Here is a 20,062-nt window from a genome sequence, read left to right as displayed (position 1 = left end):
GTCCTTTTTACTGCTCTGCCTCGGTCATGGTGCTTGGCGAATCAGGTAGCTGCCGCCGCCCTGCCGCACCAATTTATAATCTTGGTTTTGCGGCTCAGTATGCGTGGGATTATCAAGTTTTGCGAGGGCCAGGCGCAAATTATCGCGGATTGCGTCACTTTCGCCATTGTCCAGCGCATAGGCGCGCTGGAACACCTGCACGGCTTCGGCGGTTTTGCCTCGTTCCATCAGCACGACGCCCAGGTTGTTCATCGGCTCCGGCCAGGCCGGGTCGGCGTCGACCGCCTGGCGCAGCAGCTCTTCTGCCTGGCCCAGCCGCCTGAGGCCCAGCTTGGCCGAGCCCATGCCGGACAGCACCTCAGCGGTCAGGCCCTGGTCGAGCGCGGCGCGGGTGAAGGCCTCCAGCGCCAGCTCGTGCTCGCCTGCGGCCATCAGCCGGTGGCCGACCTGCAAGCCGTCTTCAGCGGACTTGCGGTGATCGGCGCCCGGCGCCCAGGGGCTGCCCTTGTCCTGTTTCAGACCGCCCGGCGCACAGGCCGCCGCCAGCGCAAGAACGCTGGCGGCGGCAAGAGCACGGCTGAGGCGGACAGGCGCGGCCCGTCCCTTTGATGTCATGTTCAGTTGCCTGCGTTGCCCATATTCATGATGCCCTGTATCGACGGGCCGACCAGAATGATCAGCAGCGGGGGCACCGTCAGGCCCATTGTGGCAAGGGTCATCTTCACGGGCAACTTGTTTGCGGCCTCTTCTGCGCGCATGACGCGTTTGTCACGCATTTCCCCGGCATAAACCCGCAGCGCATCAGCGATCGAGGTGCCGAAGCTGGCGGACTGGATCATCACCGTCACAAAGGAGGAGACGTCCAGCACCCCGCAGCGGGTGCCCATGTCGCGCAGGACCTTGTCCTTTTCCTTGCCCGCCTTCATCTCATAGGCGACGACCTCGAATTCTTCGGCCAGGTCCGGGTAGGAGGCGTGCAGCTCCTTGGCAACGCGGACAATCGCCTGGTCCAGCGACTGGCCGGCCTCGACGCAGACCAGCATCATATCCAGTGCATCGGGGAACCCTTCGGTGATCTTCTGCTTGCGCTCTTCGATGCGGCGGGTGATCCAGTATTTCGGCAGCATGTAGCCGGCCGCGCCCGGGCCGATGATGCGGATTGCCATCTGCTGGCTGTCATAGTCGATGTCGGCTTTCAGCACATAGACAAAGAACAGGCCACCCATCAGCCCCAGCAGCCCGAGGGCAAACTGGGCAAAGTGGAACAGACGGACCGAGTCCTTGGAATGATAGCCTGCCTGGCGAAGCTTCAGCTCCATCGCCGACAGCTCATCGGCGTTCTGCGGTTCCAGGAAGCCCGCGAATTTCTGCAGCTGCTCGTTGCGGTTGGCCTGGCGCAGACGCTCCTTCTTCGAGTCGGTCCGGGTTTCCGGCTTGATGTTTTTCTGCAGCTTCTTCAGCGGATCCTCCGGCTGGTTCAGCAGCAGCGGAACCGCCAGAAGGATCATAAACAAACCGGCAATGCCAAGCGCCAGGAGCGGGCCGAACTCGCCGAACTGCGATGTCAGGTAGTCGTTAATTCCGGTCAGAAAATTCACGGCCGCCTCCTCAGACTTTGATGTTGGTCAGCATGCGCATGACAAACAGGTTGGCTGTCAGCATCACGCCTACGGCGAAACAGGCGGGGATGAACCAGGGATGGTCCAGAACGTTGTCATAATAGTTGGGATCCTTGACCAGGATGCCGATCAGGCAGAACAGCGGAAAGCCTGACAGGAACTTGCCCGACCATTGCGCCTCGGCAGTGATCGCCTTCACGCGGCGGAACAGGCGGAAGCGGGCACGGATCACCTTGGCAAGGCCTGCCAGAACTTCGGCCAGGTTGCCGCCCGACTGCTGCTGGATTGTCACGGCGACGGCCAGGAAGCGCATATCCTGCATATCCAGCCGCTCCGCCATTTCCTTGAGCGCCTCGCCCACATCGCGGCCATAGGCGCATTCGTCGGAAATGATGCCGAATTCAGTGGCCAGCGGGTCTTCGACCTCATTGGCGACGATCTGCACCGCAGAGGTAAAGGGGTGGCCGACGCGCAAGGAGCGCACCATCAGTTCCACCGCGTCCGGCAGCTGCTCTTCGATCATTGCCATCCGCTTGGCGGCTTTCTTGTTGACCCAGAAGAACACCGCGCCGACGCCGATGACGACAGAGCCCAGAACCCGGACGGGCAGGGGGGCGGAGGTACCGATGCTTAGGCCGACAAAGGCGACGGCCGCCAAGCCGGCCATGATCAGGATCAGCTGTTTAGGGGAAAAGGCAATGGCGGCCTTTTGCGCCCGTTCCGACAGCAGGGAATACAGCGGGATCGACTGCGATCTAGCGTGCTGGCCCAGCTCCTTGCGCAGCTGCTCCAGCACCTGCTCGCGGTTGCTGCCCTTCTCCATCATCTCCAGCCGGCGGTTGACCCGGCTGTTGAGACTGATGGATTTGCCGAAGGTGAACAGATACAGGCCTTCGACCAGGGCAAGCACCCCAAAGAAGATCAGGCCGTAGATAAGCGGTTCCGCACTCAGTTGCATCAGCGCTTCTCCATCACGGTGGGTTCATAGATCGAGGGCGGCAGATCGAAGCCCCACAGGCGGAAGCGCTCAGAATAGTGGCTGCGCACGCCGGTGGCGGTGAAGTGGCCGATGATCTTGTTGTCCGGGGTCAGGCCGACGCGCTGGAAGCGGAAGATTTCCTGCATCGAGATCACGTCGCCCTCCATGCCGGTGATTTCGGTGATTGAGGTCATCCGGCGTGAACCATCCTGCAGGCGCGAGGCTTGCACGATCAGGTTCACAGCTGACGCGATCTGACTGCGCACTGCCTTGATCGGCATCTCAATCCCGGCCATGGCGATCATGTTTTCCAAGCGGGAGATGCCGTCGCGGGCGGAGTTGGCGTGGATCGTCGTCATCGAGCCGTCGTGGCCGGTGTTCATCGCCTGCAGCATGTCGATCACTTCCTCGCCGCGGGTTTCGCCGACGATGATGCGGTCTGGGCGCATCCTGAGCGCGTTTTTCAGACAGTCGCGGGGGGAGACCTCGCCCTTGCCTTCGACGTTCGGCGGGCGGCTTTCCATCCGGCCAACGTGGGTCTGCTGCAGCTGCAGTTCCGCGGTGTCCTCGATGGTCAGGATGCGTTCGGCGTTGTCGATGAAAGACGACAGCGCGTTCAGCGTGGTGGTTTTACCGGAACCGGTACCGCCGGAAACAATCACGTTCAGGCGGGTGGATACCGCGGCTTGCAGATAGGCCGCCATTTCCTCGGTGAAGGCGCCGAACTGAACCAGGTCGTCGATGCCCAGCTTGTCCTTCTTGAATTTCCGGATCGACACCAGAGAGCCGTCCACCGCGATCGGCGGCACCATCGCGTTGAAGCGCGAGCCGTCGGCCAGGCGGGCGTCCACATAAGGGTTGGATTCATCGACCCGGCGTCCCACGGCAGAGACGATCTTGTCGATGATCCGCATCAGGTGCTTTTCATCCTTGAAGGTGATGTCAGAGAGCTGCAGCTTGCCGTTGCGCTCAACGAAGATCTGCTGCGGGCCGTTCACCAGGATATCGCTGACCGTGTCGTCCTGCAGCAGCGCCTCCAGGGGGCCAAGGCCGGTGACTTCGTCATACAGCTCCTTGTTCAGTTGCTGCCGGTCCTCGCGGTTCAGGACAATGCTTTTCTCGGCCAGGATCTCGGTGGCGATGGTGGCGATCTCAGAGCGCAGCTCCGCTTCGCCCGCGCGCTCCAAGGCGGCCAGGTTTAGGTTTTCCAGCAGCTCCCGGTGCAGCTGGATCTTGATCTCGCCCAAACGCTCCTTGCGCTTGCGCTCCTTGTCCATCGGCTGCGCTTCAGCCGCCTTGCGCTGGACCGGCCGGCGCAGCGAGGCAGCAGGCGCTGTAGCGGCTGCCTGAGCGGCAACCGGTTCAGGTGCCGGAGCGGCAGGTTTCGCCGCTTGCTTTTTGTACTTGGAAAACATCAACTCACCCCCAGTTCAGGCCGCTCAGGCGGCTTCTGCTTCGCTTCGGCCCAGCGCATGAAGCGAGGCCGCGAGCTTGGCGATTTCCTTGCGCAAGGGATTTTTCGCTGCCGAAACGGCCAGCGGCAGCCCGTGGTCGCAGCTCTGCAGAACCTGCTTGCCGCCGTCGGGCAGCTGCAGGTCGATGGAGATGCTGAGGGATTCTGCCATCCGTTTGACCCGGCTTTTGCCGGCAAGATCTGTGAATTTCGGCGCCCGGTTCAGGGCAAAGCGCAGCTTTTCGAAGGGCAGGTCCTCCGACTGCAGGGCCCGTTTCATCCGCAGAGCGTTCTGGGCAGACCGCATATCCAGTTCGATCAAGGCGAAATATACGTGCGCCGTATTGAGCACTGTTTCGGTCCACTGCACCAGCGTGTGCGGCATGTCGATGACGACAAAGTCGAAATGGCTGCGCGCCATTTCGATAACCCGGGCGATGTCTTCGGGCGACAACAGGTCAAGCGGCACCATTTCCGAGGGTGCGGTCAGAACCTGCAGCTTCTCCTGGAACGGCAGCAGCGCCTGGCCGAACAGGTCCTCGTCCATGCTTTCGGACTCGCTGAGCATTTCCATCACCACCTCGCGGCGGGGCAGGTCCAGGTAGGTCGAGACCGAGCCATGCTGCAGGTCCAGATCCAGCAGGCAGACGCTGGGCTCCTCGCGTTCGCTGAGCGCGGCGAGTTCCCAGGCCAGGTTGACGGCCATTGTGGTCGAGCCGGTGCCGCCTGCGAGCCCGTGGCAGACGATCACCGCGCCTTCGCGCTGGCTGCCGGATTGCAGCTGGTGCGGGTTCTGCTCCACTGCCGGGGGCGGCGCCTGCAGCCGTTCGATGGCCGCTTGCAGCTCCTGCTCGGGCAGAGGGTAGGGGACAAACTCATCCGCGCCCTGGCGCAGCAGCGTGTGCAGCGCGGCCGGGGTCACATCCTCGGCAATCAGGATCACCTTGATACCGCGCGCCTTGGCCTGGGTGATGATCTCGCCCATCAGCGGCAAGTCGCCCTCGTCGGCGCTGTCGATGGCCAGAGCGACGAACTGCAGCGGCTCCGCCTCGGTCTGGCCGAAGAAGGCCAGCGCCTCGGTAAAGCCCAGATCGCCCCAGGCTTCTCCCAATGCGGCTTCCATGTCTTCGATCAGGAGGTCGAAGTTCTGCACATCGCGGCTGATCGTGCAGGCAACAATTGCAGGTGTCTCTGTTTGCGGCATACCGCTGCTCATCGCCATCATCCTTGTTCACATGGGCGGAACCGGGCCATGGGCACAGTCCGCCTCTTGGAAACAATGTCGGTGGCAATCTAGGCGATATTGGGGCCAAAAATCCCCAAATATGGGGAATTGTTACTACTTCGTAACCACCCGCCAGCGCGGCGGGCTTATTGCAGGGTGCGCTCCAGCGACTTCTGCTGGGTCAGGGTGGTGCCAGGAATCGCGCTTTCCAGATACTCGCGGTAGATGATCTGGGCATATTTGCCGTCCAGCACCGACGGGTGGCGCTTGAGGAAGCCGCTGACCTCAGTCACGGTGCGGCGGTTGCGGCGTTCGCGTTCAGGCGTCGGGATCAGCGGTTGGGTTTCCCCGTGCGAGATCACCGCTTCCAGACGGCTGCGGCTGATGCCGCGGGATACCAGGTAATTCACTGCCGCCCGGGCCCGGCGCAAGCCAAGCGCGCGGTTGTAGGCGTTGCTGCCCACCGCATCGGTGTGGCCGAAGACGCGGAACCGCACCTCGGGGAACTGCCGGATCCAATGCGCCTGCTGGTCCAGCACCGTTCGTGCGGTCTGGTCAAGCCGGGCGCTGTCAAAGTCAAAGGTGATGGTGGTGGGCACTTCCTGGGCGAACCGGCCGGCCAGCTGGATGGCAAAGCTGCGCTCGCCGCTCATCACCGCCGCGTTGTTGAGGGTGGCTTCGCCAAAGGTTCCCTTGCGGTTCAACTCGCGTCCGGCTTCCTGCTCGCAGGCGGCGGCGGTCAGGAGGAGGCCGAGAATTGCAGCGGTTCTGATCATCTGTGCCACTCCCTATCAGTCCAGCACGTAGCCGTAAGAGCCGTTGAAATCCTGCTTGGCGACCTCGGCGGCAGGCCCGGCCCGGTTGCGCGACGTGCGCCCGAACAGGAACAGATCCTTCTCGCTGGGCGGGGCCACACGGTCGGTCGGCAGGGTCAGCGCCTCGCCGCGGGTGGGTGTCACCAGATGGGCGCTGACGATGATCACCAGTTCGGTCTGCTCGCGCTGGTAGTCGGCGCTGCGGAACAGCGCGCCCAGCACCGGCACGTCACCCAGCCAAGGCAGCTGCGAGGAGTTGTCGAGGAATTCGTCGCGGATCAGCCCCGCAATTGCGAAGCTTTCGCCGTCGCGCATTTCCACCGTGGTAGAGGTCTCGCGGCGGGAGAAGGCGTCGATGGTCAGGCCGCTGAGTTCCAGCGAATTGGACGGGTCGATCGCAGAGACTGCGGCGTTCAGTTCCAGATTGATCAGATCGCCGTCAACCACACGCGGGATGAAGTTCAGCTCGATCCCGAAGGGTTTGAATTCGATGGTGATCACGCCGCCTTCCTGGGCGACCGGGACCGGGTATTCGCCGCCGGCCAGGAATTTCGCTTCCTGCCCCGAGAGGGCGGAGAGGTTGGGTTCGGCCAAGGTGCGGACAACGCCCTTTTGTTCCAGCGCCTCCAGCAGCAGGCTGACCTGGACGGAACCTGCATTAAAGCCGAACAGGAAGGCGCCGGTGTTTTCGTTGGCCGCAGGGATGTTGCCGGCCAGCGAGTTGGCCAGGGCGCCGGAGGTGTTCAGCGTGTTGACGCCGCCGGTGCGGCCGTTGCCGGTGCCGCCGTTGAAGCCCAGAGAGGCGCTCAGCGATTTAGACACTGAGCGCTGCATTTCGGCAAAGCGGACTTTGAGCATCACTTGCTGCACGCCGCCCACCGACATCAGGTTGCTGACGCGCTCCGGGGCATAGCGCTCAGCCAGGTCCAGCGCCCGCTGCAGCCGTGCCGAACTGGACACGGTGCCGGAAAGGACGATGCCATCATTGGCGGTCCGTACTTCGATCTTTTCATTCGGCAGAATCTGGCGCAGGCGCTGCTTGAATTCGGTGACATCGGCGGCCACCCGCACGTCAACGTTGGTGATCAGGCGGCCGGAGCCGTCGAGCAGCGTCAGCGTCGTCAGGCCCGGGGACTTGCCCAGAACGTAAATGGTGCGATCGGACAAAGACGAGATGTCGGCAATGCTGGGATTGGCGATGCTCAGCTCGGCAAAGGGGATTTCGCTTTCCACAACCACTGCACGGTTCATCGGCACGTCGAGCGTCGCCGCCGTGCCCTTTTTCACCACGCGCAAGGACTGCGCCCAGGCCCCATCTGCCTGCGGCATGCCAATAAGCGATAGCCCCATCAGGGCCGCCGCCACGAACCGTCGAATTGCCATGTGACCTGCCTTTCCGATCACGCCTCAAAATCCGGGTCTTTTCGACCGCTCTTTCGGGCACTGTGGTGCAGATCCCGAAATATTGCAAGAATCAAAGGCTTCGGGGCCTTTCCTGAGGGGGCGCCGATGTGGAGCTTGCGCAACAGACAAAACAGCCGCCCTTCGCATGGAAGAGGCGGCTGAACCTGTTAAGGGTCTGTGCGAACAGGTGTTTTTCAGTTGGTGCAAGGGATCGGGATTTCCACAACCTCAGCACCGCGGCGGGTCCGGATGGTGCAAACCTTTTCCTTTTCCACCTCTTGCGGAGCTTCCAAAGCCCCCAAACCCAGCAGCGTTCGCTGGTCAACTTCCACCACAGAAGCGATGGTGTCATCGCCTGCACCCACCAGGGCCAGGGACAGCCGTCCGGTGGTCTGGGCTTGAGCCAGGGCCGCCACCTGTTCAGGCCGGACAGCAACGGTGACGGTGCGTGCAATGATAGCCTCGTTTATGTCGCCGCCAGCGCTTTGGTCGACTGCCACCAGTTCCACATTGGTCTGGATCAGCCGTGTGACTTCCCCGCGTGAGCCGCTGGCGCCGGGCATCATGCCGGTCCAATAGACGTCCACCTTGTCACCGGGGCGCAGAAAGCCCGAGACGCCGGAGGACACGTCCACCTTGATCGCAAAGGCCCGCATGCCGCGCTGCAGCCGCGAGGTGATGCCGGCATCTTCGCCGGGGGCGGTGACCTTGATGGCCATCACCGCCTCATCCTTCTCCATGGCGCGCAGCACCACCCGCAGCTTCTCGCTGTTTTGGGGCGGGAACAATGCGTCGAGGGTGGTAAAGGCGCCCTCGGGGATAGCGTTCTGCGGCCAGCGCACGGCGCGCACTGCGTCCTTGGACAGGCGCTCGCCGTATTTCAGCGGTTTGGTGGCGACAAACACATCCACCGTCGGCACCGCCTCAGCGCGGGCTGCGCGCTCGCGCGCAAGTTCATTTTGATAGGCCGAGATGTAGTTCTTGGCCATCATCACGGCACCGCCGGCGAGGGCTACACCGACAATCAGCACAAGTCCGAAAACTGCCCGCATTGTGTTACCTCTCATCAACTTGAGCCGGTGTTCCGTGATCGGAACCGGCTGCTGGATATCTCAATTTGCCTGAAAACTGCCGGCTTCTGCCGGTTTTGTGACGGCGCCTTGGCGCGGCCTGACAGGGCCCGCCAATCACGCGCCTCAGCTGAACGACCAGTTTCGCATGAACGAAGCGATCCCGTTTGCCAGGCTCAATCCGCCGTCCCCGACGGAGCCTGCAATCAGCGCTGCCATAGCAACAGCCGCTGCGCTCAAAATCACCCAATCGACAGTTATCGCACCGTCTTCGTCTGTAAGGTAGGAGCTTAGTTTTTTCATGACCTGCGCCTCACTAAGAAACGGAAACTTGGGATGCAGCTGTGCCCTGGCAGGACCAAGGCACAGCATTCTCAGGCCAGCTTTTTAGGTGCCGCTGCCGTTCGGGTTTTTGCCGTCCATGAAGGTGTTGGTGTTGCTGGCCAGGTCGGATGCACCGTCCTGGATGGCGGTGTAGACAACGCCGCCCAGAGCAGCAACGGCTGCGGTCAGCACAACCCAGTCAACGGTCACGGCGCCGGATTCGTCTTTGCGGAAGTTTTTGAAGAATTTGATCATGGCTTGGTCCCTCCAAGGAAACTTAAATGCTGTATCTGGTCCGCCGGGCAGTCTGGCCAGCTCTCTCCTTCTGGCCTGCCCGCCGGTTGATGAGTCCATTAAGCTTTATGAATGGGGCGTTAATTGGGCGTAATACTGTGCTTTTCGCCCAATAGTGCGGAAAGCGGTAAAAGAGTTTTCCAAGGCAGTCCTGCGTTGCGGCTGTCCGTTCTGGCGGGGGCGGCGAATACCCGCAAACAGCAAAACGGCCGCCCTGCGAACAGGGCGGCCAATGCTCAGGCAAATGCTGTGCAGCGTAGCTTAGGTGCCGCTGCCGTTCGGGTTTTTGCCGTCCATGAAGGTGTTGGTGTTGCTGGCCAGGTCGGATGCACCGTCCTGGATGGCGGTGTAGACAACGCCGCCCAGAGCAGCAACGGCTGCGGTCAGAACAACCCAGTCAACGGTCACGGCGCCGGATTCGTCTTTGCGGAAGTTTTTGAAGAATTTGATCATGGCTTGGTCCCTCCAAAGGATCTCAGAATTTGCTTTATCCCGCCTTCTCGCCAGGGTCCGCTCTCTCACCTGCTTGACCTCTGTCCGGCTTGGATGAGCTTATATAGCCAGCCCAGCGTGGCAGGATTTGGGCTGAAAGCCGGAAATTGCCGCCCCAATTTTACTTTTCAGCAAGAATTTCGGCACCTGATTGATTTTGCTGGATTAATTTTTTGTTACCGCGTTGGGCCGCGTGGCATTTCCGCGCCAGGCACAGGGAATTATGGCGATTGCGCCAGATTCTGGGGGCCAAGCCTGGTTTTCAGAAGCTATTTTCCGAGTCTGAGCGGACAAAAAACCTCTGGCAGGCAGAACATTGGCATTCCGTAACGCGATATTGGCACTGGCAGCCTATGCCGTGCCCATGGCGGCCTGGGGGCAGGACGCGCCGCAGGAGCCGTTCCCCCAGTTTGAGGCAAAGCGGGTCAAACCGCCGGCACCCGGGGCCAGCAAGCGTATTACAGTGCAAATCGAGCCGGAACCGCAAACGGAAGCCGCCGCTCCGTTGCCGGATCTGGTAGACGATGCCGCGCAGCCCGCCGGACGCTACGGATGGTTCTGGGACAAGATTTCCCCCGGTTTGGAGCAGAGCGGGCCGGGCCGTCTGGACGATGCCCTGCAGGCGCTGGCGGGGGCCAAGGGGCTTGCAGCTCCGCGGCTGCAGCTGATGCAGGAAATCGCCCAGACCCGCGGAATCCAGATCCTGACCGAAAGCGCCAGCACCCAGGTCTCGCCTGCTTTGGTGCTGGCAGTGATCGCTGTCGAATCCGCGGGCAAGGCAGATGCCGTCAGCTCCACCGGCGCCCAGGGGCTGATGCAGCTGATGCCGGACACCGCGGCGCGATTTGGCGTGACGGACGCTCTGGAAGCGCATCAGAACATTTCGGGCGGCATCCGCTATCTCGACTGGCTGATGGGGGAATTCGGCGGCGACCCGATTCTGGTGCTGGCCGGATACAATGCAGGCGAGGGCGCGGTGCGCAGCCACCAGGGCGTGCCGCCGTTTGCCGAAACCCGCGATTACGTGCCAAAGGTCCTGGCCGCCTATCAGGTGGCCCGCGGCCTTTGCCTGACCCCGCCGCAGCTGATTTCGGACGGCTGCGTGTTCCGAGTGATGAACTAGCCCGGCCCGGTTCAGCCCTCCGCCAGATAGGGCTGCAGCAGCATCCGGGCGGTGTCCCGCGCGTCCCCAGCCGGATCCGGGGTCACCGACATGGCCGCCAGAACGATTGCGCCTTCCTTCAATGTCAAAAGCTGACGGGCCAGTCCTGCGGGGGCGGGCGCATCGGCTGCTTTGGCCAAGCCGGTGAAATGCTCCAGCAGCAGTTGCTTGTGCTCCGTAGACTGCTGATACACCGGATGAGTCCGGCTCTGGAACTCGGCGCTGGCTTTAATAAACATGCAGCCTGCAAATTCCGGCTTTCCGAACCATTCGCCAAGAGCGGTGAAAACCGCAAGCAGCTGCCCGGCCGGAGTGTCAGATAATGCCTCCATCCGGCTGAACAGCCAACTGCGGAAATTATCGTCCCGCAGGCGCAGCACGGCAATAATCAGGTCGTCCTTGGTGCGGAAGTGCTTGTAGATCGAGGTCTTGGAGATGCCGGTTTCCTTGACCAGCATGTCCATACCCGTTGCGTGGAACCCGTTTCGGTAAAAGACCTCCAGGGCATTGCTGACCAGTTCGTCTCGCTTGTTGGGGCGCATGATTCGTCCTCAGGTGTACCGTTCGGTACATATTGACGTCGGGATCGCGCGGCAAATCAAAATAATTTTTGCCGTAACACAAGGGCGTTAGGGCCAGACGCCGCTCTTCAGCCTTGGGCGGGTGAAAATTTCCTTGATTAAAAGTACCGATCGGTACACTTTGCTGAGGTGAGTTTACAGATCGGTACACTTTGTTAGGGGAACTGGAATGAGACGTCTTTTCAAACCGATGGCTTCACCGTTCGGGCCGGTGATACTGGCTGCCTGCATTGCTGCTGCGCTGACGGCACCGGACGCGGGGACACGACCGAATGAGGCCTCCGGCACCGGCGTGCAATTCAGTGCAGGAGGGACCAAGGCATGATCAGACAGCCGGCGATGAATTGCGCGCGCCGTTGCGCGGGGGCTCACCCATGAAACGGGATATTCTCATGGCGGCACTGGCCGCTGTTCTTGCCGGCGGCGTTCTGCTGCCGGTGACACTGCCGCGCGCGCCCGCTGGGGCGGACGCTATCCAAGTCCCGAGCGGCGGCTGAAGCTGAGCAGTTGCTTAAGCTAACGGAGCCTCTGAAGCGAACCGGTGCAGTGGATGATCTGCCGAGCAGAGGTTCGCAGCGGCCCGATTAACGGAGTTTTTTTGCAAAAAGCCTGCCATCTGCCCCGGGCCGCCGGTATGGTGGCCTGAAGCATATTTTTTAGCTTAAATTTTTGGAGAAAATGATTTGGATTTGGGATTTAACCCATCGGAAATTGCCGTGGGCGCGCAAAGCCTTAATGGGAAGTTTCTGTTATTCGCCCTGCTGGCGTTCATCGGTTTTTTCGGGCGCATGGTCTTTGCCGCCTTCGGGCCGCAGTTGGCGGAGTTCAATCCGTTCCGGAACTTCTCTGGTGTGGGGTTCATCCTGCTGGCGGCGGCGCTGTTTGCAGGGGCCCTCTACGTCTCCGGCAAGCAGACCAAGGCGATGGTTCTGTTCAAGAGCAATCTTGTGGACCCGGTCATCGTCACCTTGCTGGGCCGTGACAGTTGCGACCCGGCCGATGGCAGCTATTGCGTGGTAGTGTTCGAAGACGGGCGGGAAAAGATTGTCAATTGGCACGATAAGCGCGTCTACATGTGGGAGATCGTGAACCCGCAGGAAGGCGCCGTCTGGCACACGCTGCGGCCGCGTCCGCGTCCAGGGGCAGCCGCCGGGGCGTGACCGCTATGACGACCCGCGACAAGAAAAGACCCGCCGGTATCCGGCGGGCCTCTTTTGCCAGTCAGCTCTACTCCAAGATCAGCCGACGATGGTGGCCTCAGTGGAGCTGCGCAGTTCCTCTTCGCTGACACCCTCGGCCAGTTCGACAATCTTCAGCCCGCCATCGACAACATCCAGAACGCCCAGGTTGGTGATGATGCGGTCGACCACGCCCTTGCCGGTGAGCGGCAGGGTGCATTCCTTCAGCACCTTGCTGTCGCCATGCTTGTTGGTGTGGTCCATCACCACGATCACGCGGCCGACGCCTGCGACCAGATCCATGGCGCCGCCCATACCCTTGACCAGCTTGCCCGGGATCATCCAGTTCGCCAGGTCGCCTTTCTCATCGACTTCCATTGCGCCCAGGATCGCGGCCGCGATCTTGCCGCCGCGGATCATACCGAAGGACGTGGCGCTGTCGAAATAGGAGGTGCGCGCCAGCTCGGTGATGGTCTGCTTGCCCGCGTTGATCAGGTCCGGATCCTCCTCGCCCTCATAGGGGAAGGGGCCCATGCCCAGCATGCCGTTCTCCGACTGCAGGGTGATGTCCTTGTCGCCCACATAGTTCGCCACCAGCGTCGGAATGCCGATGCCGAGGTTCACATACATGCCGTCGTCCAGTTCCTGCGCGGCGCGCTCGGCCATTTGGTTGCGGTCCCAAGCCATGGTTTAAGCCTCCTCACGCTTGCGGGTGGTGCGCTGCTCGATGCGCTTCTCGTGCGCGCCCTGGATGATGCGGTGCACGTAGATGCCCGGCAGGTGGATCTGGTCGGGGTCAAGCTCGCCGCGGGGCACGATTTCCTCCACTTCCGCCACGCAGATCTTGCCGCACATGGCAGCAGGCGGATTGAAGTTGCGGGCGGTCTTGCGGAAGATCAGGTTGCCGGTGTCATCCGCCTTCCAGGCCTTGACGATGGAGAGATCGGCAAAGATGCCTTCCTCCAGGATGTAAGTCTCGCCGTTGAAGTCCTTGTGCTCCTTGCCCTCGGCGATCACGGTGCCGACACCGGTTTTGGTGTAAAAGCCCGGAATGCCGCAGCCGCCGGCGCGCATGCGCTCGGCCAGGGTGCCTTGGGGGTTGAATTCCAGCTCCAGCTCACCCGACAGGTACTGGCGCATGAATTCCGCGTTCTCGCCCACATAGGAGGAGATCATCTTCTTCACCTGCTTGGTCTGCAGCAGGATGCCGATGCCGAAATCGTCGACGCCGGCATTGTTGGAGGCAAAGGTCAGATCCTTGGTGCCTGCGTCCTTGATTGCCTGCAAAAGAAGTTCGGGGATGCCGCAGAGGCCAAAGCCCCCCGCGGCGATAAGCATGCCGTCGTGAAGCAGCCCGTCGAGCGCTTCGGCGGCGTTGGCGTAAACCTTTTTCATGGAGTTCTCCCAACAACTACCGTTTGACAGTGGTTCTGACGCCGGGGCGGGCACAAGTCAACGATACGGAGAAGTGTGCGTATTTCTACGGAGGGGGGGCGCTCCCGCGCCTTCCCGGCGCCTCTGCCTGCGGCATTGACGCCGTCACCTTTGGGGGGGGGCGCCGCTGCGCGGCGAAAGGGGGATTGGCTGAGATGCCGTTTCAGGACAGGTTTGCCCTTAAACGGCATCTGCCAGTGCAGAACACAAGGGGATTGAAGGGCAGCCCGCGCCGCGTTAGCGGCGCTGGGCCCAACGGGGAGGGCGCATGCCGATGCGCCCGGAGCCGGCGGGAGCGCGCCGGTCCGGTCACTCCTTGGCGGCGGCCTTCTTCGGGGCGGCTTTCTTCTTGGCCGCGGTTTTTTTGGCGGCGGCTTTCTTCTTGCCGCCCTTGGACGCTTTCTCGGAAATCAGCTCAACCGCCATTTCCATGGTCACGTCCTTTGGCTCCACGTCCTTGGGCAGGGTGGCGTTCACCTTCTCCCATTTGACGTAAGGCCCATAGCGACCGTCCATGATATTGACCGCGCCGCCGCTTTCGGGGTGCTCGCCCAGCTCCTTCAGTGGCTTGGCAGCCGCGCGGCTGCCACGGCGGCCGGGGTTGGCGCGCTTCTCCGCCAGCATCTCAACCGCCCGGTTCATGCCGATCTCAAAGACGTCCAGCGTCTCCTTGAGGTTCACATAAACCGGCTTTTCCTCATCGGGCAGCTGATGCGCAATGTAGGGACCGAACCGTCCCAAGTTGGACTGAATTGCACCGCCGTCCGGATGCTGCCCGATTTCGCGCGGCAGAGTCAGAAGGGTCAGGGCCTGCTCCAGGGTGATCTCATTCGGGCCCCAGCCCGGCAGGAAGTCCTTGCCCTGCTTTGGCAGCGAGGAACGCGGCGGCTTTTTGTTCTCGGGCGTGGCTTCGCCGCGCTGCACGTAAGGCCCGAACCGCCCCGATTTCAGGTGGATCTCGTCGCCGTCATCCTCTCCCAGGACGCGCTCATAACCTTCGGCGCCTTCGCCGGAAATCGGGCGGGTGTAGTTGCACTCAGGGTAGTTGCCGCAACCGACAAAGCCGCCGGTGCGCGAGGTCTTCAGGTGCAACTGGCCCTGGCCGCATTTCGGGCAGATGCGCGGATCGGCGCCATCCTCGCGCGGCGGGTACAGCTGGGGCGCCAGAGCGTCATCCAAAACATCCAGCACTTCGGTGATACGCAGCTCGGATGTCTCGGCAATAGCGGCGGAGAAATCGCGCCAGAACTTGCCCAGGAGATCCTTGTAATCCCGGTCGCCGGCACTCACGTCGTCCAGCTCTTCTTCCAGGTTTGCGGTGAACTCGTACCCTACATATTTGCGGAAGAAATTCAGGAGGAAGATCGTGACGATCCGGCCCTTGTCCTCGGGGAACAGGCGGTTCTTTTCCTTGCGGACGTATTCGCGGTCCTGGATTGTGGTGATCACGGACGCATAGGTCGAGGGGCGGCCGATGCCCAACTCTTCCATGCGTTTGACCAGCGTCGCCTCGGTATAGCGCGGCGGCGGCTGGGTGTGGTGCTGCAGCGCCAGCACCGCGCCGTCTTCAGACAGGACGGAGGCGTCCTTGCCGGCCTTTTCGGCCTGCGCCGCCAGCGAGGAGGCGAACTTCATCGCCTCGCCTTCCATGATCTGCGGCAGGCGCTTGTCGTCCTCGTCCGCGACGTCATCGCGGCCTTCCTCATACACACGCATGAAGCCGTCAAACAGCACCACCTGGCCGGTTGCGCGCAGCACGACCTGCTGGTCGTCCGATCCGATATCGACGGTGGTGCGCTCCAGCCGCGCGCCTTCCATCTGGCACGAGAGCGTCCGCTTCCAGATCAAGTCATAGAGCTTGCGCTGATCGTCGTCGGTCACCTTCAGCGCCTTGGCATCGCGGCTCATGTCCGTCGGGCGGATACATTCGTGCGCTTCCTGGGCGTTCTTGGCCTTGTTCTTATAGATCCGCGGCGAGGAGGGGACATATTCGGCGCCGTAGCGCTTCTCGATCTCGGCGCGGGCCTCCTGCACGGCTTCCGGCGCCATGTCGATGCCGTCGGTCCGCATATAGGTGATGTAGCCCGCCTCATAGAGCCGCTGCGCTGCGTTCATGGTCTGGCGCGCGCCCATGCCGAATTTGCGGCTGGCCTCCTGCTGCAGGGTGGAGGTCATGAAGGGCGCGGAGGGGTTGCGGGCCGCAGGCTTGGCCTCGACCGACAGTACCTTGAGGCTGCGCGAGGCTACGGCCTGAACCGCCAGCTCGGCTGCGGTAGAATTCTTGAGGCTGTATTTGTCGAGCTTTTCGCCGCCCAGCACGGTCAAGCGCGCCTCGAACTCCTGGCCGCGCGGGGTCGCCAGCTGAGCGCGCACGGACCAGTATTCCTGCGGGTTGAAGGCCTCGATCTCCATCTCGCGCTCGACGATCAGGCGCAGGCAGACCGATTGCACCCGGCCCGCCGAACGCGCGCCAGGCAGTTTGCGCCACAGCACCGGCGACAGGTTGAAGCCCACCAGATAATCCAGCGCCCGGCGTGCCAGATACGCCTCGACCAGCGGCATGTCGACCTGGCGTGGGTTGCGCATCGCCTCGGTCACCGCTTCCTTGGTGATCGCGTTGAAGGTCACCCGGCTCACGGCGGTGTCCTTCTTGATCGAACGCCGCTTGGTGAGCGCTTCCTGCAAATGCCAGCTGATCGCCTCGCCCTCGCGGTCGGGGTCGGTCGCGAGAATCAGCGCATTATCGTCTTTCAGCGCATCGGCGATCGCTTTCACGTGCTTGCGGGAATCGTTGGCGACTTCCCAGGTCATACCGAAATCCGCGTCCGGATCGACCGAGCCATCTTTTGCCGGCAGGTCGCGCACGTGTCCGTAAGACGCCAGAACCGTATAGTCGGAGCCAAGATATTTATTGATTGTTTTTGCTTTGGCCGGGGATTCGACAACAACTACTGGCATAAATTCTGATACCTCTTCGGACCACTTCTGCGGGTTCTATGGCGGGGCAACATGTGGGGCGCAAGAGGCGATTGTCAATCCGGGTGCATTGGACGCGGGGGCAAACCTGCCGTTTGCGCGGCCCTAGCGGTCAATCGCCATCATCCGGGAAAGCCTTGGACAGCAGCCCGCCCGGCTGGCGGCGGATCGCTCCGTCAAGCTCCAGATCCGTCAGCGCCGGCGCCAGCTCATGCGGCGGCAGGGACAGGTCGCGCAGCAGCTCGGTCTCGGAGGTGGGGGAGGGGCCCAGCCGTCCCAGGATCTGCTGATGCAGGGCGTTGGTCTGCGCCAGGCTGCGCCGCTGGGGCGGTGGCGGGGGCAGACACGCCAAGGCTTCTTGCAGGCTGTCCGCCGCAGCAGGCGCCGGCAGCGGATCCTGCTGCGGCAGCGCCTCCAGAACGTCGGCGGCGTCGCGCACAAGCATGGCGCCGTCCCGGATCAGCCGGTTGCAGCCGGAGCTGCGGGCATCGAATGGATGGCCGGGCACCGCCAGCACCTCGCGCCCGTAATCCAGCGCATCCTGGGCGGTGATCAGGCTGCCGGACTTCGCCGCTGCCTCCACCACCACGACGGCGCGGGACATGCCGGCGATGATGCGGTTGCGTTTCGGAAAATCGCGCGCCTGCGGTGTCAGGCCCATGGGCTGTTCCGACAGCCGGAGGCCGGTTTCGCAGATATCTTCGGCCAGCTTGGCGTTTTCTGCCGGGTAAATGACGTCAACGCCACCTGCCAGCACTGCGATGGTGCCGGATTTCAGCGATGCCTGATGCGCCGCGGTATCGACACCGCGGGCCATGCCGGAAACCACGGTGCAGCCTGCCTCCCCCAGGTTCTGCGCCAGCGACCGGGCCATCCGCAGCCCCAGAGAAGACGCGTTGCGCGCCCCGACCATGGCAACCATCGGGCGCCTCAGCACAGACAGGTCGCCGATGGCCCACAGCAGGGGCGGGGCATTCTTCAGCCCGGCAAGGAGTTTGGGATAGTCAGGGTCCGAAAAGCACAAAAGCCGCGCTTTGGCGGCTTTTGCGGCCTTAATTTCGGCGTCCACCGCTTTGGCAGGGCACGTTTCATACCCTTTTATGCCTGCGGAGCGTGCCACTTCGGGCAGCGCATCCAGCGCGTTCTGCGCTGAACCGTATTCAGCGAGCAGCCGGTGAAACGTCACCGGGCCGACCCGCTTGGAGCGCAACAGGCGAAGCCATGAAAACTGAGTGTCTTCCGTGGTGGGTGGGAGTGGGGGGTGAGTGGAAGAATGTGCTTCTTCAGTCATCCGCAGCTCCGCCTGTTTGCAGGATTAGAATTAACCCTTTGCCGGTTAACAGTTGGTGAACGGCAAAGAGTTTTCGGCCAATACCCTGAAAATTTTCCTAAGTGTCGAAAACAAATGGAGAATTGCAATCCGGCCTGAGTTCGAAGACTTCTTCTTCCGGTAGAAAAGGCCGGAAACACTGGTTTCCGGCCCGGAAATTTGCGGCAGAATCATGATTTTGCCGAGTTTTTGCGGACTGATTCAGGCGGCCGATCCGCCCACGGTCAGCCCGCCCATCAGCACCGAGGGCTGGCCGACACCCACTGGAACCCATTGCCCGGCCTTGCCGCAATTGCCCATGCCGGGGTCCAGCGCCATGTCATTGCCAAGGCCGCGAATCTGCTTGAGCGCAGTGGCACCGTCGCCGATCAGCGTGGCTCCCTTAACCGGTGCGCCGACTTTGCCGTCCTTCACCCGGTAGGCCTCGGTGCAGGAGAACACGAACTTGCCATTGGTGATATCCACCTGGCCGCCGCCAAAGCCCACCGCCCAGATGCCGTCCTTGATGCCGGCCACCAGATCGCCGGGGTCGGCGCTGCCGCCCAGCATGTAGGTGTTGGTCATCCGCGGCATCGGCGCATGGGCATAGCTTTGGCGCCGCCCGTTGCCGGTGGGGGAGACGCCCATCAGCCGCGCGTTCTGGCGGTCCTGCATGAAGCCGACCAGAATGCCGTCCTCGATCAGGGTGGTTTTCTGGCTCGGCGTGCCCTCGTCATCGACGGTGATCGAGCCGCGCCGGTCCGGTATGGTGCCGTCATCCAGCACGGTCACGCCCTTGGCCGCGATCTGCTGGCCCATCAGCCCGGCAAAGGCCGACGAGCCCTTGCGGTTGAAGTCACCCTCCAGGCCGTGGCCGATCGCCTCGTGCAGCAGGATGCCGGGCCAGCCCGGTCCAAGCACCACGTCCATTTCGCCCGCCGGGGCGGGGACCGCGTCCAGGTTCACCAGCGCAATCCGCAGCGCCTCCTGCACCTGGGCCTGCCAGTGTTTGGGGTCGACCAGCCCGTCGAGGCCCAGCCGTCCGCCGCCGCCAGCGGTGCCGCTTTCGCGGCGGCCGTCCTTTTCCACGATCACCGACACATTGAGCCGCGCCATCGGGCGGGTGTCGCGCACCCGCACCCCGTCAGCGCGCAGGATCTCCACCTCCTGCAGCGAGGCGGCCAGTGACGCGGAAACCTGCACCACGCGTTGATCCAGATCACGCGCATAGGCATCAATTTCGCGCAGCGTCTCCACCTTGACCGGGAACGGCATGGCGCTGATCGGATCGGCATCGGTATAGAGCTTCTTGTTGGTCGCCTGCGGCGCGTCCGAATAGGAGCCGCCGCCCTCTCCAACGGCCAGCTTGGCTGTCTCAGCCGCCCGCTTCAGCGACGCGATCGAGACATCGGTGGAGTGCGCATACCCGGCGACATCGCCGTTAACCGCCCGCAAACCAAAGCCCTCAGACGCATCATAGCTGGCGCTGCGCAGCCGCCCGTCGTCAAAGGACAGGGCTTCCGACTTGCGGCGTTCGGCAAAGATCTCCCCGTCCTCCGCACCATTCAGCGCATCGCGCAGGGTGGCCAGCGCCTCATCCTCCGGAAGCGCGGTTTCAAAGGGTCGGAAGGCTGGGTTTTCCATGGCACGGTCCTCAGATTTTTTTGATCTAAATCAAGAAAGCGACGGTTTGACGCTTGGCTGCCTCTTTATCTGTACGCCCGAATATGATTTTAAGCGGCGTCAA

At 62.4% G+C, this 20,062-nt stretch carries 20 protein-coding genes; 3 read left to right on the top strand and 17 right to left on the bottom strand.

All coding sequences use genetic code 11. The features are described 5' to 3' along the window. Nucleotides 1-24: 24 nt before the first annotated feature. The 11 genes from AC5STI_RS09370 to AC5STI_RS09320 all read right to left on the bottom strand — a co-directional run bounded on the left by AC5STI_RS09370 (nt 25) and on the right by AC5STI_RS09320 (nt 9,636). Complete coding sequence (locus AC5STI_RS09370; RefSeq protein ID WP_495446475.1) at nt 25-615, bottom strand: tetratricopeptide repeat protein; 591 nt, start codon at nt 613-615, stop codon at nt 25-27. Between the two features lie 2 nt (nt 616-617). Next, entirely contained in the window at nt 618-1,598 is a 981-nt protein-coding gene (locus AC5STI_RS09365) for a type II secretion system F family protein (RefSeq protein ID WP_495446474.1), read from the bottom strand. Nucleotides 1,599-1,608: 10 nt separating this feature from the next. Continuing rightward, nucleotides 1,609-2,577: a type II secretion system F family protein gene (locus tag AC5STI_RS09360; RefSeq protein WP_495446473.1), complete on the bottom strand. Its 969-nt coding sequence runs from the start codon at nt 2,575-2,577 to the stop codon at nt 1,609-1,611. Beyond that, entirely contained in the window at nt 2,577-4,013 is a 1,437-nt protein-coding gene (locus tag AC5STI_RS09355) for a TadA family conjugal transfer-associated ATPase (protein WP_495446472.1), read from the bottom strand. The genes AC5STI_RS09360 and AC5STI_RS09355 overlap by 1 nt, the downstream gene beginning before the upstream one ends. Before the next feature lie 24 nt (nt 4,014-4,037). After that, nucleotides 4,038-5,267: a CpaE/TadZ family protein gene (locus AC5STI_RS09350; RefSeq protein ID WP_490399118.1), complete on the bottom strand. Its 1,230-nt coding sequence runs from the start codon at nt 5,265-5,267 to the stop codon at nt 4,038-4,040. Between the two features lie 155 nt (nt 5,268-5,422). Beyond that, on the bottom strand, nt 5,423-6,052 hold the full coding sequence (locus AC5STI_RS09345) for an OmpA family protein (protein WP_495446471.1): 630 nt from the start codon (nt 6,050-6,052) through the stop codon (nt 5,423-5,425). Between the two features lie 15 nt (nt 6,053-6,067). Then, the gene (locus AC5STI_RS09340; protein ID WP_495446470.1) at nt 6,068-7,474 is read right to left on the bottom strand and encodes a type II and III secretion system protein family protein; all 1,407 of its coding nucleotides are present in this window, start codon (nt 7,472-7,474) and stop codon (nt 6,068-6,070) included. A gap of 215 nt (nt 7,475-7,689) precedes the next feature. Continuing rightward, on the bottom strand, nt 7,690-8,547 hold the full coding sequence (gene cpaB, locus AC5STI_RS09335) for a Flp pilus assembly protein CpaB (RefSeq protein WP_495446469.1): 858 nt from the start codon (nt 8,545-8,547) through the stop codon (nt 7,690-7,692). Nucleotides 8,548-8,691: 144 nt separating this feature from the next. After that, nucleotides 8,692-8,868: a hypothetical protein gene (locus AC5STI_RS09330; RefSeq protein ID WP_475046905.1), complete on the bottom strand. Its 177-nt coding sequence runs from the start codon at nt 8,866-8,868 to the stop codon at nt 8,692-8,694. A gap of 84 nt (nt 8,869-8,952) precedes the next feature. Next, nucleotides 8,953-9,144, bottom strand: a complete 192-nt coding sequence (locus tag AC5STI_RS09325; RefSeq protein WP_475046903.1) for a Flp family type IVb pilin — start codon at nt 9,142-9,144, stop codon at nt 8,953-8,955. Between the two features lie 300 nt (nt 9,145-9,444). Then, complete coding sequence (locus AC5STI_RS09320; RefSeq protein ID WP_475046903.1) at nt 9,445-9,636, bottom strand: Flp family type IVb pilin; 192 nt, start codon at nt 9,634-9,636, stop codon at nt 9,445-9,447. Between the two features lie 403 nt (nt 9,637-10,039). On the opposite strand from AC5STI_RS09320, the gene AC5STI_RS09315 reads away from it, so the two are divergent. Continuing rightward, entirely contained in the window at nt 10,040-10,798 is a 759-nt protein-coding gene (locus tag AC5STI_RS09315; protein WP_495447751.1) for a lytic transglycosylase domain-containing protein, read from the top strand. A gap of 11 nt (nt 10,799-10,809) precedes the next feature. On the opposite strand, the gene AC5STI_RS09310 is transcribed toward AC5STI_RS09315, so the two are convergent. Continuing rightward, nucleotides 10,810-11,379 (bottom strand): TetR/AcrR family transcriptional regulator, encoded by a 570-nt coding sequence (locus AC5STI_RS09310; protein ID WP_495446468.1) that lies wholly within the window; start codon nt 11,377-11,379, stop codon nt 10,810-10,812. Nucleotides 11,380-11,792: 413 nt separating this feature from the next. Here AC5STI_RS09310 and AC5STI_RS09305 point away from each other — a divergent pair, with 413 nt between their 5' ends. Then, nucleotides 11,793-11,915, top strand: coding sequence for a hypothetical protein (locus AC5STI_RS09305; protein ID WP_475046899.1), 123 nt, complete (start codon nt 11,793-11,795; stop codon nt 11,913-11,915). Nucleotides 11,916-12,101: 186 nt separating this feature from the next. After that, complete coding sequence (locus AC5STI_RS09300) at nt 12,102-12,578, top strand: hypothetical protein (RefSeq protein ID WP_495446467.1); 477 nt, start codon at nt 12,102-12,104, stop codon at nt 12,576-12,578. A 78-nt stretch (nt 12,579-12,656) separates the two neighbouring features. Here the strand turns inward: AC5STI_RS09300 and AC5STI_RS09295 are convergent, their stop codons facing one another. The 5 genes from AC5STI_RS09295 to tldD all read right to left on the bottom strand — a co-directional run bounded on the left by AC5STI_RS09295 (nt 12,657) and on the right by tldD (nt 19,959). After that, nucleotides 12,657-13,283 carry a CoA transferase subunit B gene (locus AC5STI_RS09295; protein WP_490399123.1) on the bottom strand — a complete coding sequence of 209 codons (627 nt, stop codon included), beginning with the start codon at nt 13,281-13,283 and terminating at the stop codon, nt 12,657-12,659. Nucleotides 13,284-13,286: 3 nt separating this feature from the next. Further along, nucleotides 13,287-13,991, bottom strand: a complete 705-nt coding sequence (locus AC5STI_RS09290) for a CoA transferase subunit A (protein WP_475046893.1) — start codon at nt 13,989-13,991, stop codon at nt 13,287-13,289. A gap of 348 nt (nt 13,992-14,339) precedes the next feature. Continuing rightward, nucleotides 14,340-16,988, bottom strand: a complete 2,649-nt coding sequence (topA, locus tag AC5STI_RS09285; protein ID WP_495446466.1) for a type I DNA topoisomerase — start codon at nt 16,986-16,988, stop codon at nt 14,340-14,342. Between the two features lie 130 nt (nt 16,989-17,118). After that, nucleotides 17,119-18,297, bottom strand: coding sequence for a DNA-processing protein DprA (dprA, locus tag AC5STI_RS09280; protein WP_495446465.1), 1,179 nt, complete (start codon nt 18,295-18,297; stop codon nt 17,119-17,121). Between the two features lie 240 nt (nt 18,298-18,537). Continuing rightward, nucleotides 18,538-19,959: a metalloprotease TldD gene (gene tldD / locus AC5STI_RS09275; RefSeq protein ID WP_495446464.1), complete on the bottom strand. Its 1,422-nt coding sequence runs from the start codon at nt 19,957-19,959 to the stop codon at nt 18,538-18,540. Nucleotides 19,960-20,062 lie beyond the last annotated feature (103 nt).

The organism is Leisingera sp. CC-HEC096 (assembly GCF_059429235.1).
Note: the sequence above shows the minus strand (reverse complement) of the source record. Positions and strands in the feature narration are given on the sequence as shown.

Coding starts and splice junctions, on each gene's coding strand:
- AC5STI_RS09370 (WP_495446475.1), bottom strand. CDS start 615: ATGACATCAAAGGGACGGGCCGCGCCTGTCCGCCTCAGCCGTGCTCTT.
- AC5STI_RS09360 (WP_495446473.1), bottom strand. CDS start 2,577: ATGCAACTGAGTGCGGAACCGCTTATCTACGGCCTGATCTTCTTTGGG.
- AC5STI_RS09355 (WP_495446472.1), bottom strand. CDS start 4,013: ATGTTTTCCAAGTACAAAAAGCAAGCGGCGAAACCTGCCGCTCCGGCA.
- AC5STI_RS09350 (WP_490399118.1), bottom strand. CDS start 5,267: ATGAGCAGCGGTATGCCGCAAACAGAGACACCTGCAATTGTTGCCTGC.
- AC5STI_RS09345 (WP_495446471.1), bottom strand. CDS start 6,052: ATGATCAGAACCGCTGCAATTCTCGGCCTCCTCCTGACCGCCGCCGCC.
- AC5STI_RS09340 (WP_495446470.1), bottom strand. CDS start 7,474: ATGGCAATTCGACGGTTCGTGGCGGCGGCCCTGATGGGGCTATCGCTT.
- cpaB (WP_495446469.1), bottom strand. CDS start 8,547: ATGCGGGCAGTTTTCGGACTTGTGCTGATTGTCGGTGTAGCCCTCGCC.
- AC5STI_RS09330 (WP_475046905.1), bottom strand. CDS start 8,868: ATGAAAAAACTAAGCTCCTACCTTACAGACGAAGACGGTGCGATAACT.
- AC5STI_RS09325 (WP_475046903.1), bottom strand. CDS start 9,144: ATGATCAAATTCTTCAAAAACTTCCGCAAAGACGAATCCGGCGCCGTG.
- AC5STI_RS09320 (WP_475046903.1), bottom strand. CDS start 9,636: ATGATCAAATTCTTCAAAAACTTCCGCAAAGACGAATCCGGCGCCGTG.
- AC5STI_RS09315 (WP_495447751.1), top strand. CDS start 10,040: ATGGCGGCCTGGGGGCAGGACGCGCCGCAGGAGCCGTTCCCCCAGTTT.
- AC5STI_RS09310 (WP_495446468.1), bottom strand. CDS start 11,379: ATGCGCCCCAACAAGCGAGACGAACTGGTCAGCAATGCCCTGGAGGTC.
- AC5STI_RS09305 (WP_475046899.1), top strand. CDS start 11,793: ATGAAACGGGATATTCTCATGGCGGCACTGGCCGCTGTTCTTGCCGGC.
- AC5STI_RS09295 (WP_490399123.1), bottom strand. CDS start 13,283: ATGGCTTGGGACCGCAACCAAATGGCCGAGCGCGCCGCGCAGGAACTG.
- AC5STI_RS09290 (WP_475046893.1), bottom strand. CDS start 13,991: ATGAAAAAGGTTTACGCCAACGCCGCCGAAGCGCTCGACGGGCTGCTT.
- topA (WP_495446466.1), bottom strand. CDS start 16,988: ATGCCAGTAGTTGTTGTCGAATCCCCGGCCAAAGCAAAAACAATCAAT.
- dprA (WP_495446465.1), bottom strand. CDS start 18,297: ATGACTGAAGAAGCACATTCTTCCACTCACCCCCCACTCCCACCCACC.
- tldD (WP_495446464.1), bottom strand. CDS start 19,959: ATGGAAAACCCAGCCTTCCGACCCTTTGAAACCGCGCTTCCGGAGGAT.